Source organism: Pedococcus sp. 2YAF34, from assembly GCF_052114585.1.
Lineage (GTDB): Bacteria > Actinomycetota > Actinomycetes > Actinomycetales > Dermatophilaceae > Pedococcus.
The window spans coordinates 19,695-33,613 of record NZ_JBFRFA010000001.1 but is presented as its reverse complement, the minus strand read 5'-3'; the positions used below and the strand labels follow the sequence as shown (position 1 = coordinate 33,613).

Here is a 13,919-nt window from a genome sequence, read left to right as displayed (position 1 = left end):
GGGTTCGGACGTCCACGGGGCCCCGCCTAGACTTGGGCCCATGATGTCCACGATCGACCTGCGCGGACGCGACCTCGGTGCCCGCGAGCTGCGCCACCTGCTGCCGCGAGCCGAGTTCGACGTGGCGGCGGCCGTCGAGACCGTCCGGCCCCTGTGCGAGGACGTGCGCCACCGCGGCGCGGAGGCCCTCTACGAGCTCGGTGAGCGCTTCGACGGTGTCCGGCCCCCCACGCTGCGGGTGCCGGCCGAGGTCATCACCGCAGCCCTCGACACGCTGGCCCCGGACGTCCGGGCCGCCCTCGACGAGTCCATCCGCCGCGCCCGCCTCGTGCACGAGGACCAGCGCCGCAGCACCACGACCACCCAGGTGGTCCCCGGTGGCTCCGTCACCGAGCGCTGGGTGCCGGTCGACAGGGTCGGGCTCTACGTGCCCGGCGGCCGGGCCGTCTACCCCTCCAGCGTCGTCATGAACGTCGTCCCCGCGCAGGTTGCCGAGGTCGGTTCCCTCGCGGTCGCCAGCCCTCCCCAACGTGAGAACACCGGCATCTTCGCCGGCTACCCGCACCCCACGGTCCTGGCCGCCTGCGCCCTGCTCGGGGTCGAGGAGGTGTATGCCGTCGGCGGCGCCCAGGCCGTGGCCGCGTTCGCCTACGGCTTCACCGACGGTGAGGGAGACGACGCGGTCGTCGCCGAGCCCGTCGACCTGGTCACCGGCCCGGGCAACATCTACGTCACCGCGGCCAAGCGGCTGCTCAAGGGGCTCATCGGCATCGACTCGGAGGCTGGCACCACCGAGATCGCCATCCTCGCCGACGACTCCGCCGACCCGGTCCACGTCGCCGCCGACCTCATCAGCCAGGCCGAGCACGACCCGTTCGCCGCCTCCGTCCTGGTCACCGCGAGCACGGAGCTGGCCGACGCCGTCGCCACCGCCGTCGAGCGGCGCGTGCCGGCGACCAAGCACGCCGACCGGGTGCGCACCGCCCTCACCGGCCCGCAGTCCGGGCTGGTGCTCGTCGACGACCTCGACCAGGGGCTGCAGGTGGTCAACGCCTACGCCGCGGAGCACCTCGAGATCCAGACCGACGACGCCGCCGCCGTGGCCGCACGGGTGCGCAACGCCGGGGCGGTGTTCGTCGGCGCCTTCTCGCCCGTGAGCCTCGGCGACTACGTCGCCGGGTCCAACCACGTCCTGCCCACCGGGGGCTGCGCCTGCCACAGCAGCGGCCTGTCCGTGCAGTCGTTCCTGCGCGGCATCCACGTCGTCGACTACAGCCGCGAGGCGCTGCAGGACGTTGCCCACCACGTCGTCGCCCTGTCGCAGGCCGAGGACCTCCCCGCCCACGGCGAGGCGGTCACCGCCCGCTTCGACGACGGCCGTTGAGGCGGTGCGACCGACCGTGAGCGGGTCCACCGACGTGACCACCGACCTCGACGCCAACCGGGCGCGCCTCGACGCCCTCCTGCGCGAGGACCTGCGTGGCGCGAGCCCCTACGGCGCGCCCCAGCTCGACGTCCCCGTGCGGCTCAACACCAACGAGAGCTCCTACCCCGTCCCCGAGGACGTGGTCGCGGACATCACGGCGCGCGTGGCCGCGGTGGCGCCGACGCTCAACCGCTATCCCGACCGCGAGTTCACCGAGCTCCGCACGGCGCTCGCGGCATACCTGACCTCCACCTCGGGCGTCGAGGTGGAGCCGGCGCAGGTCTGGGCCGGCAACGGGTCCAACGAGGTGCTCCAGCACGTCGTCCTGGCGTTCGGCGGTCCCGGGCGCACGGCCCTCGGGTTCACGCCGGCCTACTCGATGCACCCCCTGATCAGCACCGGCACGGGCATGACGTGGGTGGACGGGCTGCGCGGCGCCGGTCCCGACGCGCCGTTCGACCTCACCGCCGAGTCGGCGGTGGAGCAGGTGCGCGAGCACCAGCCGCACGTCGTCTTCCTCTGCTCGCCCAACAACCCGACCGGCACCGCGCTGGGCCTCGACGTGGTGGAGGCGGTGTACGCCGCGGCCGAGCGGGCTGTCGTCGTCGTGGACGAGGCGTACGCCGAGTTCGCCCGTCCCGGCACCCCGAGCGCGCTGACCCTGCTCGAAGGGCGTCCGCGCCTGGTCGTCACCCGGACCATGAGCAAGGCGTTCGCCTTCGCGGGCGGTCGCCTCGGCTACCTCGCGGCGGACCCCGCCCTCGTCGACGCGCTGCGGCTCGTGCGGCTGCCCTACCACCTGTCGGCCCCCACACAGGCGATCGCGCTGGGCGCCCTCGCGCACGCCGACCGGATGCTCGGCACCGTCGAGGCCATCAAGGAGCAGCGCGACCGCATGGTGTCCCGGCTCGCCGAGCTCGGCTACGCCCCGGTCGCCAGCGACGCCAACTTCGTCCTGTTCGGCGGTCTCGCCGACGCCGCGGCGACGTGGCGGGCGCTGCTCGAGCGGGGTGTGCTGGTCCGCGACGTCGGCATCCCCCACTATCTTCGTGTCACGGCCGGGACCCCGGCCGAGACGGACGCGTTCCTGGCCGCCGTGGCCGAGATCGCCGACACCGCCACCGACAGGAGCGCCCCGTGACCGCAGGTGACCGCAGGGTCTCGCTGAGCCGGTCGACCTCGGAGTCCAGCGTCGAGCTCGAGCTCGACCTCGACGGCACCGGTGTTGCCGACGTCTCGACCGGCGTGCGGTTCTACGACCACATGCTCACCTCGCTGGCCAAGCACTCACTCATCGACCTGCGCGTCAAGGCCACCGGTGACGTCGACGTCGACGCCCACCACACGGTCGAGGACGTCGCCATCGTGCTCGGCGACGCCCTGCGGGAGGCTCTGGGCGACAAGAGCGGCATCTCCCGCTTCGGCGACGCCACCGTCCCGCTCGACGAGGCGCTGGTCCACGCGGTCGTCGACGTCGCGGGGCGGCCCTACGTCGTCCACACCGGCGAGCCCGAGGGCCAGGCCTACGTCGTCATCGGGGGCACCTACGTCGGTTCGCTCACGCGCCACGTCTGGGAGTCGTTCGCCGGCCGCGCCGGCATCGCGCTGCACGTCCGGGTGCTGTCCGGCCGCGACCCGCACCACATCGTCGAGGCACAGTTCAAGGCCGTGGCGCGGGCGCTGCGTGCCGCGGTGGCCCGCGACCCGCGCGTGAGCGGCGTACCCAGCGCGAAGGGCAGCCTCTCCACGTGAGCGTGCCGTGGCAGTCCGCGCGGGCGTCGCGCGGACTGCTCCTCGTGCGCGGCGAGCCCGCGCGCGCCTCGGGCTGGGTGCGACGCGGCCTGGTCGCCTGCGAGGTCGTGCCTCAGGGGGAGTGGACCGCACTCGTCCCGGCCGAGCCCGCTTCGCGCGCCGGTGCGCCGTACGACGACCCGGTGGCGACCCTCGTCGGTCGGCCACTGCCCGGCAGGATCCGTCCCGCCCTCGGCTTCTTCGTCGTGGGCGACCGGGCGGTGGTGTCGGTCCGGCCACGCGGCTGGCGCGCCACACAGCGCTGGCTCGTCTGGGAACCGGGGGAGGGCCGCGTCCGGACGCCGGCCCTCGAGGTGGCCCGCCCCACCGACCTGGTCGCGGCGGCGCACGCCCGGTCGGGACCGGGAGCAGTGGCCGCTGTCGTCGCCGACCGCTCCGGGGACGCCACCGGGTGGCTGCGCACGCTGATGGCGACCCTGGGCCTGCCGGGGTCCGACCTGCTGACGGCGGGTGCGTCCCCACGTGGCCAGGTCGTGGCCCCGACCGCCCAGGCGGTCGCCCGCTTCGAGTCCCGCATGGCAGAGCAGGCGCGGCACCGCGCCGAGATGGAGGAGAGCTGATGGCGCACGTCGTGGTGTTCGACTACGGCAGCGGCAACGTCCGGTCCGCCGTCCGTGCCCTCGAGCACGTCGGCGCCGAGGTCACCCTGACCGGCGACAAGGCAGTGGCCCTGGACGCCGACGGCCTGTTCGTCCCCGGGGTGGGCAACTTCCACGCCTGCCTCACCGGGCTGCGGGCCGCCGAGGGACCCCTGGTGATCGAGACCCGGCTGGCCGGCGGGCGTCCCGTGCTCGGCGTCTGTGTCGGGATGCAGGTGCTGTTCGACGGCAGCGAGGAGCCCGGCGCCAGCCCCGAGGAGGGGCTGGGCGAGTGGCCCGGCACCGTGACGAGGCTGCAGGCCGACGTGGTGCCGCACATGGGCTGGAGCGAGGTCACCGCGGCCCCGGGCACCCGGCTGTTCGCCGGCGTCGAGTCCGAGCGGTTCTACTTCGTGCACTCCTACGCCGTGCAGGAGTGGGTGCTCGAGCCGCCCACCGGTGCGTTCGCCGTGGTCGCCCCCAAGGTCACCTGGTCCGAGCACGGCCGTCCCTTCGTCGCGGCGGTCGAGAACGGACCCCTGTCGGCCACCCAGTTCCACCCCGAGAAGTCGGGCGACGCGGGCCTGACCCTGCTCGAGAACTGGGTGCACTCGCTATGACCCCCACCGTCAGCTGATCCCCCACGCCGTCGTCCCCGCCCGTCTGCGCCACCCCGGCTCCACCCTCAACCCGACCAGCCCCCAACCCGACCAGCCCCACCCCGACCGCAAGGACCCCCATGACCGGCCCCCGCCTCGAACTCCTGCCCGCCGTCGACGTCGCCGACGGCCAGGCCGTCCAGCTCGTGCAGGGGGTGGCCGGCACGGGTGGCCAGTTCGGCGACCCGTGGCAGGCGGCGCTCGCCTGGCAGGAGCAGGGGGCCGAGTGGCTGCACCTCGTCGACCTCGACGCGGCGTTCGGGCGCGGCTCCAACCGCGAGCTGCTGGCCGACATCGTCGGGCGCCTGGACATCAAGGTGGAGATGAGCGGCGGGATCCGGGACGCCGCCTCCCTCGAGGCCGCGCTCGCCACCGGCTGCCGCCGGGTCAACCTCGGCACCGCGGCCCTGGAGGACCCCGAGTGGACCGCCGCCGCCATCGCGGAGCACGGCGACCGCATCGCCGTGGGCCTCGACGTGCGCGGCACCACCCTGGCCGCCCGCGGCTGGACCCAGGAGGGCGGCGACCTGTGGGAGACCCTGGCGCGCCTGGACCGTGAGGGCTGCGCCCGCTACGTCGTCACCGACGTCAACAAGGACGGGATGCTCAAGGGCCCCAACCTGGAGCTGCTGCGTGACGTGTGCGCCCGCACGGACCGTCCGGTCGTCGCCTCCGGCGGCGTCTCGACCCTCGAGGACATCGAGGCCATCCGGGGGCTCGTGCCTGACGGCGTCGAGGGCGCGATCGTGGGGTCGGCGCTCTACCGGGGCGCGTTCACGCTGTCCGACGCCCTCGACGTGGCAGGCCGCCCGTGACCAGCCCTACGCCGCCGCACGACTCGGCCGGGATCCCCTTCGGTGGCCGGGAGCTGACCGGCACCGGGTTCGACGGGGACACCGGCGCCGCCGACCCCGCGCTGGTCGCCGCGATGTCCGACCCCGGGGACGAGCGTGCCCTCGTGGCCGCGGTCTCCGCGGCGCGCCTGCTGGTGCCGATCGTGGCCGAGCCCGTCTCCACCGACTCCACCGGCGAGCACGTCGTGGAGAAGCAGACCGACATGGCAGCCGTCACGCTGGTCGCCCCCGACGGCGCCCGGGCGCTGCCGGTCTTCAGCTCCATGCAGGCGATCGCCGCCTGGGACCCGCAGGCCCGCCCCGTACCCGTCACCGCGGCCCGCGCCGCCCAGGCGGCGGTCAGCGAACGGTGCGACGTGATGGTCCTCGACGTGGCGGGGGAGAGCGCGCTCGCCCTGCGCCCGAGCATGGTCTGGGCCCTGGCCCAGCAGCGCGAGTGGCTGCCGGCGCACGAGGACGACTCGGTGGCCCGCGCGGTCGCCGACGCGGTGCGTGAGCAGCCCGACGTCGTCGGTCACGAGCTCGCGGCCGGGGCGCCGGGCGAGGGGGTCCTGCGGGTGCAGCTCACGCTGGTGCCGGGTCTGGCCGCCGAACGGGTGCAGGCCGTGGCGACGGCCATCGGGGAACGCCTCGCCACCGACGGCGAGATCAGGGCCCGCATCGACGGCCTCGCCTTCTCGATCTCCTGAGCGACCTCAGCCGCCGTGCGGCGCGGGGAGCTCGGTGACGCCGGCGACCGCGTCGACCGGCAGGGCCCGGTACAGGTGGGGGAACGTCTCGCCCGTCGCAGGGTTGCCCACCTCGACCACGGGTGGCTCGGGCAGCCGGGACTCGTCGATCTCGAGCAGCAGCAGCGGGCCGGTCACGTCCCGGTAGAACGACCTGCGCACCACCGGCCACTGCTCGGCGGAGGAGCAGTGGATGAAGCCCTCGTCGGCGAGGGTGCGCCCACGGGTGGACTGCGTGTAGCTGCCCGTCCGCTGCGCCTGCCCCCAGTGCTCCGGCTCCGCCAGGTGGTAGATCGTCATCCGGGGAGCGTATGCCGCGTGCCCCGCGAAGAGGGCACGCGGCACGGCCCAGCTCGCTAGCTGCCCGCCTGCGTGCCGGTCTCGACGACGGGCTCGTGCAGGTCCTTGGCGTCGTCCGCCTCGCCGCCGGGGTTCGTGCCCCCGGAGCCCGCGCGCACGGCCTCCTCGATCTGCTTGCCGGTGTCGGCGTCCACGTTCTTCCAGTACTCGAACGCCCGCTCGAGCACGGGGCTTCGCACCCCGCCGAGCAGGTGGCCGGCCACGGTCTTCACGAACTGCTCGCGCTGGTCGTCGTCCCAGACCTCGCGCACCAGGGTGCCGGCCTGGCCGAAGTCGTCGTCGTCCTCGCGCAGCGTGTAGGCTTGGCGCACCATCGCGCCGTCGGACTCCCAGCTCTCCTCGGCCTCGCCGACCTGGTCGGCGTACCCGCGGCCCTCGCTGTTGGGTGCGTAGACGGGCTGGTCACCGTGGTGGTCGTAGGCCATCGGCCCGTCCTGCGTGTAGGTGTTGAGCTCGGCGACCGCCTTGGCCCGGTTCACCGGCAGCTGGTGGTAGTTCGGGCCGATCCGGTAGCGGTGGGTGTCTGCGTACGCGAACGCCCGCCCCAGCAGCATCTTGTCGGGGGAGAAGCCGATCCCCGGCACCAGGGCCGACGGCTCGAACGCGGCCTGCTCGACCTCGGCGAAGAAGTTCTCCGGGTTGCGGTTCAGGGTCATCGTGCCGACCTTGATGAGCGGGTAGTCCGAGTGCGGCCAGACCTTGGTGAGGTCGAACGGGTTGAGGTGGTAGGTCTTCGCGTCCTCGTACGGCATGACCTGCACCGACAGCGTCCAGCTGGGGTGCTCGCCGCGCTCGATCGCCTCGTACAGGTCGCGGCGGTGGAAGTCGGCGTCCTGCCCGGCGATGACCGTGGCCTCGTCGCCGGTGAGGCCCTGGACGCCCTGGTCGCTGTGGAAGTGGTACTTGACCCAGGACTTCTCGCCGGCCGCGTTGACCCACATGTAGGTGTGGGACCCGTAGCCGTTCATGTGCCGGAACGAGCGGGGGATGCCCCGGTCGCCCATGAGGTAGGTGACCTGGTGGGCGGACTCGGGGTTGAGGCTCCAGAAGTCCCACTGCATGTGGTTGTCGCGCAGACCCGAGCCGCCGCGGCGCTTCTGGCTGCGGATGAAGTGCGGGAACTTCATGGTGTCGCGGATGAAGAAGACCGGCGTGTTGTTGCCGACGAGGTCGTAGTTGCCCTCGGGCGTGTAGAACTTCAGCGCGAACCCGCGCGGGTCGCGCCAGGTGTCGGGGGAGCCCTGCTCACCTGCGACGGTCGAGAAGCGGGCCAGCATCTCGACCGTGCTCCCCTTCTGGAACAGCGCAGCCTTGGTGTGTGCCGAGACGTCCTCCGTGCAGACGAACTCGCCGAACGCACCGGAGCCCTTGGCGTGCACGTTGCGCTCGGGGATGCGCTCGCGGTTGAAGTGCGCCATCTGGTTCAGGAAGTGCACGTCGTGCAGGACGATCGGCCCGTCCGGGCCGATGGTGAGGCTGTTGCGGTCGCTGGGGGCGGGGGCGCCGGTGTCGGTCGTCGACCCGAGCCGGGCCTCCTCGCTCGGTGCGGTCCGGATCGACTCCGGCGTGGCCTGCTGGTCCGTCATCGCTGCTCCTTCGTGTGGTGGTGGTTGCGTTCTCTCGTCCCGACGCGGGCCCGAGCAGCGTCTCCACCCTCCATCCGGAACGCCCGTGCCGCATCCGGACGGTGGTCCGTTCGTCTCGACCCTGCTGTCAGGGGCCAAATCCGTTTGGCCGGTGTCGGTGCCTGCTGGGACAGTGGGGCAGTGCTCCACCGCTACCGCCGCGTCCTCGCCCTGCCGGCCCTGCGCCGGGCCCTCGTCCTGGGGTTCCTCGTGCGGCTGCCGGTGTTCACCGGGGGCATCGTCCTCACGCTCCACGTCGTGTCCGCCCTCGACCGCTCGTACGGCGCCGCCGGCCTGGTCTCGGCAGCCGCGACCGTCGCGATCGCGGTGAGTGGGCCGTGGCGCGGGCGCCTGCTCGACCGGATGGGCCTGCGGCGCGTCGTCGTGCCGTCGATCGTGGTCGCAGCTGCCTGCTGGTCGGTCGCGCCCTTCGTGTCCTACTGGCCGCTGCTCGTCCTGGCCTCGCTGGCCGGCCTCTTCGTGATCCCGGCGTTCTCCATCATCCGCCAGGCGATCATCGCCGCGGTGCCGGAGAGCGACCGCCGCACCGCGATCTCGCTCGACTCCGTCGCCATCGAGCTGTCCTTCATGGTCGGGCCGGCCCTCGGGGTCTGGGCGGCCACGGTGTGGCCGACGTCGTGGGTGCTGTTCGCCATCCAGATGCTCGGGGTGGCCGCAGGCATCCTGCTGTGGGTCGTCAACCCGGTGATCCGCGAGGAGGCCGCGCGCGAGGTCGACGACCAGGGTGTCGCCGTCGAGACGGCCTCGGCCGTGCGCCGCTCGGCGTGGTTCAGGCCCCCGTTCGTCGCCGTCTGCCTGAGCGCGTTCGCCGCCACCCTGGTGCTCGGCGGCTCCGACATCTCGTTCGTCGCGGCGCTGCGCGACTTCGGCACTCCCGCGTCCATCGGCTGGGTGCTGGCCGTGTGGGGCCTCGGCTCACTGGTCGGCGGCCTCGTCTACGGCGGGCTGCACCGGTCGGTCTCGGCGTTCTGGCTGCTCGGCGGGCTGGCCGTGGTCACCGCGCCGATGGCGCTCGCCTCCGGGGCGCCGTCGCTGGCGGTCCTGGGGTTCGTCGCCGGCCTGTTCTGCGCCCCGACGATCACCGCGACGGTCGACCAGGCCAGCCGCGTCGTGCCGGCGGACGCCCGGGGCGAGGCGATGGGGTGGCACGGGTCCTTCATGACCGCGGGCTCGGCGCTCGGTGCGCCGCTGGCCGGGGTCGCCATCGACCACGTCGCCTGGGGGGCCGGGTTCGTGGTGGTCGCCGTCGCCGGGCTCCTGCTGGCCCTCGTCGGCGCGGCCGCGACCTCCGGACGGGCCCGGCGCCACCGGGCCCACCGCGCCCAGCGGTCCGAGGACCGCGCCCGCGCCGCCGCGACCGTGTGACCCGGCGCCACCCAGCCCTGACTTCMTGCGGGCCTCGTGCAAAGCGGGTGTCGTTCGGCAACCAGTGGACGAATAGCCCCCGTGTTGCCGAACGACACCCGCTTTGCGGTGGTAGTCGAGCTGCGGCGGGCAGTCGAGTGCGACGAGTGGCCGAACCGGGCGGCTCAGACGACGGAGCCGGTGAGCTTCTCGCCGGGGCCCTGTCCGGGCGGGTCGGGGATGACCGACGCCTCGCGGAACGCCAGCTGCAGCGACTTGAGGCCGTCCCGCAGGGGAGCGGCGTGCTGGCTGCCGAGGTCCGGAGCCGAGGCGGTGATCAGGCCGGCGAGGGCGTTGATGAGGCGACGGGCCTCGTCGAGGTCGAGGTGGTCTGCCGCGTCCGGTCCCTCGGCCAGCCCGCACTTGACGGCTGCGGCGCTCATGAGGTGGATCGCCGCGGTGGTGATGACCTCGACGGCCGGCACCTCGGAGATGTCGCGGGTCTGCTGGGCCACGGCGGCGCCGGAGTCACCGGGACCGGCGGGGGACCCGGGTGCCGCGTCGGGGTCGGTCGGGTGGGGATTGGGAGATTCCGTGCTCACGCTGGTAGCCTTGCAGATCGACCGGCCGTGACCACGCACGGGGTCGCCTTGGGAATTTTCCGCGGCGGCCACGACAGGGCCACGGTGTGCAAGAGAAGCAGCACCTGCTTCCACCCGCGTCGACCACTTCGGTCGCCGGGTCCCCCGGGTCACCGAGGCGTAGGCCGCGGGCGTGAGCTCCGCAGCATACGGTCCCTCGGGGTCCCGTGACGGAACTGGTGAGGCTTCTCGCGCGACAGCGGCGAGGAGCCTCTTCTCGTTGGGTGCGGTCGGACGTTTCCCTGACCGAAGGAGCAGCACCATCAGCGAGCCTCGCATCAACGACCGCATCCGGGTTCCGGAAGTGCGGTTGGTTGGCCCCAACGGAGAGCAGGTCGGCATCGTGCGCGTCGAGGACGCGCTGCGGCTCGCCGCCGAGGCAGACCTCGACCTCGTCGAGGTCGCCCCGATGGCCAAGCCTCCAGTCGCCAAGCTCATGGACTTCGGCAAGTTCAAGTACGAAGCCGCACTGAAGGCGCGCGAAGCGCGCAAGAACCAGGTCAACACGGTCATCAAGGAGATCAAGCTCCGCCCGAAGATCGACCCGCACGACTACGGCACCAAGAAGGGCCACGTCGAGCGCTTCCTCAAGGGCGGCGACAAGGTCAAGGTGACGATCATGTTCCGCGGACGCGAGCAGTCGCGCCCCGAGCTGGGCTTCCGCCTCCTGCAGCGCCTCGCCGAGGACGTGCTGGAGCTGGGCACGGTCGAGTCCGCGCCCAAGCAGGACGGCCGCAACATGATCATGGTCCTGGCCCCCACGAAGAAGAAGTCCGAGGCGATGGCAGAGCAGCGCCGCGCACGGACCTCCGACTCGGGTCACGCCGCCCAGGCCGCCGATGCCCCCGTGGCACCCGCCGAGGCGCCGGAGGCCGCACCGGTCGCCGCGACGCCGGAGGCGACCCCGGTTGCCGACGCGACCGCTGCCCCCGAGGCGACGACGGCCGAGTAGGCCGCCCCCACCACGTAGTTCCGACCACTGGCCCCACCAGCTGGTCACGTTCCACCCGGCTACACCACCCCGGCCGCACCACCCCGGCCACGTCAACAGCAAGGAGATCGGCAGCCATGCCGAAGATGAAGACGCACTCCGGTGCCAAGAAGCGCTTCCGGATCACGGGCAAGGGCAAGGTCATGCGCGAGCAGGCCAACGGCCGCCACCTGCTCGAGCACAAGTCCTCGCGCTACACCCGCTCGATCGCGAACGACGTCGAGGTGTCCAAGCCGGACTCCAAGAAGGTCAAGAAGCTCCTCGGCCGCTGAGCCGAGCCCATCCACCCCATTGTTTGGCCGGGCTCAGCACGAAGCCTCGCAAGCAGATAGACAGCAAGGAGAACTCACGTGGCACGCGTGAAGCGGGCAGTCAACGCCCAGAAGAAGCGCCGGGTCGTCCTCGAGCGCGCCAGCGGTTACCGCGGGCAGCGTTCGCGGCTCTACCGCAAGGCCAAGGAGCAGGTCACCCACAGCCTCGGCTACGCCTACCGGGACCGTCGCGCCAAGAAGGGTGACTTCCGTCGCCTCTGGATCCAGCGCATCAACGCCGGCGCCCGCGCCAACGGCATGACCTACAACCGCTTCATCCAGGGCCTCAAGGCCGCGGAGATCGAGGTCGACCGCCGCATGCTGGCCGAACTGGCCGTCAACGACGAGGCTGCCTTCGCCGCGCTCGTCGAGATCGCGCGCGCGAACGTCCCGGCCGTGGCCGAGACCGCCAGCGCCTGATCCAGCGCGTCACCGCACCACTCGAGCGCCGGGACATGGCCCCGCCGTCCTCACCCCTGACCAACCCCCGGTCGGACAGGGTCAAGGCGGTCCGGGCCCTGTCCCGGCGCTCGGTGCGTGACAAGGCCGGCCGCTTCCTCGTCGAGGGACCCCAGTCGGTGCGGGAGGTCGTCCGCCACCGGCCCGAGCTGGTCCTGGACCTCTACCTCACAGCCGACGCCGCGGCGCGGTATGCCGAGGTCGTCGAGGCGGCACGCGCTGCCGACCTCTACGTCCACGAGGTCTCCGACGAGGTCCTCGCCGCGATGAGCGAGACGCCGACTCCCCAAGGGCTCACCGCCGTGTGCCGGGTGCCCGGCGCCTCGCTCGACGACGTCCTCTCCGGGTCGCCGCGGCTGCTCGTCCTGCTGACCAACGTGCGTGACCCCGGCAACGCGGGCACCGTCATCCGCGGCGCGGACGCCGCGGGTGCCGACGCCGTACTCGTCAGCGACGCCTCCGTGGACGTGCTCTCGCCCAAGGTCGTGCGCTCCACGGCCGGGTCGCTCTTCCACCTGCCGGTGGTGACCGGGCTGCCCGTCGAGGCCACCATCGACCGGCTGCGCGAGGCGGGCATCCGCGTCCTCGCCGCCGACGGTGCCGGCACCGTCCTGCTCCCCGACGTCGACCTCGCCCCGTCGCACGCGTGGGTGATGGGCAACGAGGCGTGGGGTCTGGAGGAGTCCGTCCGCGCCCGCTGCGACGAGGTCGTCCGGGTGCCGATCCACGGCAAGGCCGAGTCGCTCAACCTCGCCATGGCCGCCACGGTCTGCCTCTACGCGTCCGCGGCAGCCCAGAGGGGCTAAGGTTCGCGCCATGGACTACCGGCCCGGCTCCATCCTCGACCCCGAACGGGCAGCCCAGGCCAGTGAGCTGCTCCCGGACGGGCTCGTCGCGGCCGAGGCAGACGCCACCGTCAGCTTCCTCAACCGGCGCGCGACCCAGGTGCTCGGCATGCGTCGACGCGACCTGCTCGGCCGCGACATCCGCGAGGCGCTCATCCTGCGTGACAGCGACGGCACGGACTGGTGGGAGGCCACCGACCCCTGGTCCGGGATCAACATCCGCACCGGGCACCGGGAGAAGTTCCTCATGCTCGAGGGCGGCCGCGAGGTGCTGGTCACCGCCAAGTACCTGCGTCCCGCGCGCAACCAGCCGGTCAACCGGGTGCTCATCATGGTCCGCGACGCCGAGGCACGACGCCGGCTCGAGGCCGACCACGCGGCGCTCATCTCCACCGTGGCCCACGAGCTGCGGTCCCCGCTGACCTCCGTCAAGGGCTTCTCCTCGACCCTGCTGCGCCGGTGGGACCGGTTCACCGACGACCAGAAGCGGCTGATGATCGAGACGATCGAGGCCGACGCCGACCGGGTCACCCGCCTCATCACCGAGCTGCTCGACGTGTCGCGCATCGACGCGGGGCGCCTGCAGATCCGCCCGCAGCCGATCGACGTGGCCGCGGTGTTCGGCCGCCACGTCGAGCGGGCGGTCGCCAGCGGGCAGGACCGGGAGCGCTTCCGGGTCGAGGTGCCCGAGGACCTGCCCGAGGTGTGGGCCGACCCCGACCGGCTCGACCAGATCCTGTCCAACCTCATCGAGAACGCCTTCCGCCACGGCGACGGCGTCACCACGCTCGCGGCACTGCCGTCCGAGGGCGACTCGCAGGAGGGGCTCGCCGCCCGCGGCCACCGCACCACCGGAGTCGACCTCGTGGTGAGCGACGAGGGCAAGGGCATCACCCCCGACCACCGCGACCTCGTGTTCAGCCGGTTCTGGCACGGCTCGGGCCGCGGCAGCACCGGGCTCGGGCTCTACGTCGTCAAGGGCCTGGTCGAGGCGCACGGAGGCCAGGTGCGGGTCGAGTCCGCCGAGCCCAGCGGCGGCGCCCAGTTCCGCCTGACCCTGCCCTCGGAGCCTCCGGACTACCTCGCCTGAGTCGAGTGCTCGGAACCGGGTTGCGTGACTGGCAGGACAGCGGCCAGTCTGGGTGGATGCTCCTCGCCCACCTGCGATTTACCGCGCCTCCGGCCGCGGTCGCACTGCTGCGCTGAGGGTGTTCCCGCTCGCCGGAGGCTGAACCCCGACCGAGCGGCGCCGCCGCACGCCCCTA

16 protein-coding genes are annotated in these 13,919 nt (G+C 72.9%); 13 read left to right on the top strand and 3 right to left on the bottom strand.

The genetic code is table 11. The features are described 5' to 3' along the window. Positions 1–40 precede the first annotated feature (40 nt). From hisD to AB4Z02_RS00140, 7 genes are all read left to right on the top strand, one after another. Entirely contained in the window at positions 41–1,384 is a 1,344-nt protein-coding gene (gene hisD, locus AB4Z02_RS00170) for a histidinol dehydrogenase (protein ID WP_441968332.1), read from the top strand. Positions 1,385–1,400: 16 nt separating this feature from the next. Continuing rightward, positions 1,401–2,567, top strand: coding sequence for a histidinol-phosphate transaminase (locus AB4Z02_RS00165; protein ID WP_441968330.1), 1,167 nt, complete (start codon positions 1,401–1,403; stop codon positions 2,565–2,567). Beyond that, complete coding sequence (gene hisB, locus AB4Z02_RS00160; RefSeq protein WP_056884508.1) at positions 2,564–3,178, top strand: imidazoleglycerol-phosphate dehydratase HisB; 615 nt, start codon at positions 2,564–2,566, stop codon at positions 3,176–3,178. The genes AB4Z02_RS00165 and hisB overlap by 4 nt, the downstream gene beginning before the upstream one ends. Further along, a complete protein-coding gene (locus AB4Z02_RS00155) occupies positions 3,175–3,798 on the top strand; it encodes a hypothetical protein (protein WP_441968328.1) in 624 nt (207 codons plus the stop codon). Before hisB ends, AB4Z02_RS00155 begins: the two co-directional genes overlap by 4 nt. Further along, entirely contained in the window at positions 3,798–4,436 is a 639-nt protein-coding gene (hisH, locus tag AB4Z02_RS00150) for an imidazole glycerol phosphate synthase subunit HisH (RefSeq protein WP_441968326.1), read from the top strand. Before AB4Z02_RS00155 ends, hisH begins: the two co-directional genes overlap by 1 nt. Before the next feature lie 119 nt (positions 4,437–4,555). Continuing rightward, positions 4,556–5,290 carry a bifunctional 1-(5-phosphoribosyl)-5-((5-phosphoribosylamino)methylideneamino)imidazole-4-carboxamide isomerase/phosphoribosylanthranilate isomerase PriA gene (priA, locus tag AB4Z02_RS00145; protein ID WP_441968324.1) on the top strand — a complete coding sequence of 245 codons (735 nt, stop codon included), beginning with the start codon at positions 4,556–4,558 and terminating at the stop codon, positions 5,288–5,290. Beyond that, positions 5,287–6,018, top strand: a complete 732-nt coding sequence (locus tag AB4Z02_RS00140) for an SseB family protein (RefSeq protein ID WP_441968322.1) — start codon at positions 5,287–5,289, stop codon at positions 6,016–6,018. Before priA ends, AB4Z02_RS00140 begins: the two co-directional genes overlap by 4 nt. A gap of 6 nt (positions 6,019–6,024) precedes the next feature. Here the strand turns inward: AB4Z02_RS00140 and AB4Z02_RS00135 are convergent, their stop codons facing one another. Next, on the bottom strand, positions 6,025–6,357 hold the full coding sequence (locus AB4Z02_RS00135; protein WP_056884503.1) for a DUF952 domain-containing protein: 333 nt from the start codon (positions 6,355–6,357) through the stop codon (positions 6,025–6,027). A 56-nt stretch (positions 6,358–6,413) separates the two neighbouring features. Continuing rightward, positions 6,414–8,003: a catalase gene (locus AB4Z02_RS00130; RefSeq protein WP_441968320.1), complete on the bottom strand. Its 1,590-nt coding sequence runs from the start codon at positions 8,001–8,003 to the stop codon at positions 6,414–6,416. 180 nt (positions 8,004–8,183) lie between these two features. On the opposite strand from AB4Z02_RS00130, the gene AB4Z02_RS00125 reads away from it, so the two are divergent. Further along, positions 8,184–9,428: an MFS transporter gene (locus AB4Z02_RS00125; RefSeq protein ID WP_441968318.1), complete on the top strand. Its 1,245-nt coding sequence runs from the start codon at positions 8,184–8,186 to the stop codon at positions 9,426–9,428. Between the two features lie 164 nt (positions 9,429–9,592). On the opposite strand, the gene AB4Z02_RS00120 is transcribed toward AB4Z02_RS00125, so the two are convergent. Beyond that, on the bottom strand, positions 9,593–9,922 hold the full coding sequence (locus AB4Z02_RS00120; protein ID WP_441968642.1) for a DUF1844 domain-containing protein: 330 nt from the start codon (positions 9,920–9,922) through the stop codon (positions 9,593–9,595). Between the two features lie 388 nt (positions 9,923–10,310). Here AB4Z02_RS00120 and infC point away from each other — a divergent pair, with 388 nt between their 5' ends. The 5 genes from infC (at position 10,311) to AB4Z02_RS00095 (ending at position 13,744) form a co-directional block, all read left to right on the top strand. After that, positions 10,311–11,000: a translation initiation factor IF-3 gene (infC, locus tag AB4Z02_RS00115; protein ID WP_441968640.1), complete on the top strand. Its 690-nt coding sequence runs from the start codon at positions 10,311–10,313 to the stop codon at positions 10,998–11,000. Between the two features lie 116 nt (positions 11,001–11,116). Then, on the top strand, positions 11,117–11,311 hold the full coding sequence (gene rpmI, locus AB4Z02_RS00110) for a 50S ribosomal protein L35 (RefSeq protein WP_056884498.1): 195 nt from the start codon (positions 11,117–11,119) through the stop codon (positions 11,309–11,311). A 78-nt stretch (positions 11,312–11,389) separates the two neighbouring features. Then, positions 11,390–11,770: a 50S ribosomal protein L20 gene (gene rplT, locus AB4Z02_RS00105; RefSeq protein ID WP_056884497.1), complete on the top strand. Its 381-nt coding sequence runs from the start codon at positions 11,390–11,392 to the stop codon at positions 11,768–11,770. Positions 11,771–11,805: 35 nt separating this feature from the next. Continuing rightward, positions 11,806–12,615 (top strand): TrmH family RNA methyltransferase, encoded by an 810-nt coding sequence (locus AB4Z02_RS00100; RefSeq protein WP_441968315.1) that lies wholly within the window; start codon positions 11,806–11,808, stop codon positions 12,613–12,615. Between the two features lie 10 nt (positions 12,616–12,625). Next, complete coding sequence (locus tag AB4Z02_RS00095; RefSeq protein ID WP_056884495.1) at positions 12,626–13,744, top strand: PAS domain-containing sensor histidine kinase; 1,119 nt, start codon at positions 12,626–12,628, stop codon at positions 13,742–13,744. Positions 13,745–13,919: the final 175 nt, after the last annotated feature.

What these genes read in the sequence shown, in the direction of transcription:
- AB4Z02_RS00100 (WP_441968315.1), top strand. Translation starts at nt 11,806, where the DNA reads ATGGCCCCGCCGTCCTCACCCCTGACCAACCCCCGGTCGGACAGGGTC.
- rpmI (WP_056884498.1), top strand. Translation starts at nt 11,117, where the DNA reads ATGCCGAAGATGAAGACGCACTCCGGTGCCAAGAAGCGCTTCCGGATC.
- AB4Z02_RS00135 (WP_056884503.1), bottom strand. Translation starts at nt 6,357, where the DNA reads ATGACGATCTACCACCTGGCGGAGCCGGAGCACTGGGGGCAGGCGCAG.
- AB4Z02_RS00095 (WP_056884495.1), top strand. Translation starts at nt 12,626, where the DNA reads ATGGACTACCGGCCCGGCTCCATCCTCGACCCCGAACGGGCAGCCCAG.
- AB4Z02_RS00130 (WP_441968320.1), bottom strand. Translation starts at nt 8,003, where the DNA reads ATGACGGACCAGCAGGCCACGCCGGAGTCGATCCGGACCGCACCGAGC.
- hisH (WP_441968326.1), top strand. Translation starts at nt 3,798, where the DNA reads ATGGCGCACGTCGTGGTGTTCGACTACGGCAGCGGCAACGTCCGGTCC.
- priA (WP_441968324.1), top strand. Translation starts at nt 4,556, where the DNA reads ATGACCGGCCCCCGCCTCGAACTCCTGCCCGCCGTCGACGTCGCCGAC.
- hisD (WP_441968332.1), top strand. Translation starts at nt 41, where the DNA reads ATGATGTCCACGATCGACCTGCGCGGACGCGACCTCGGTGCCCGCGAG.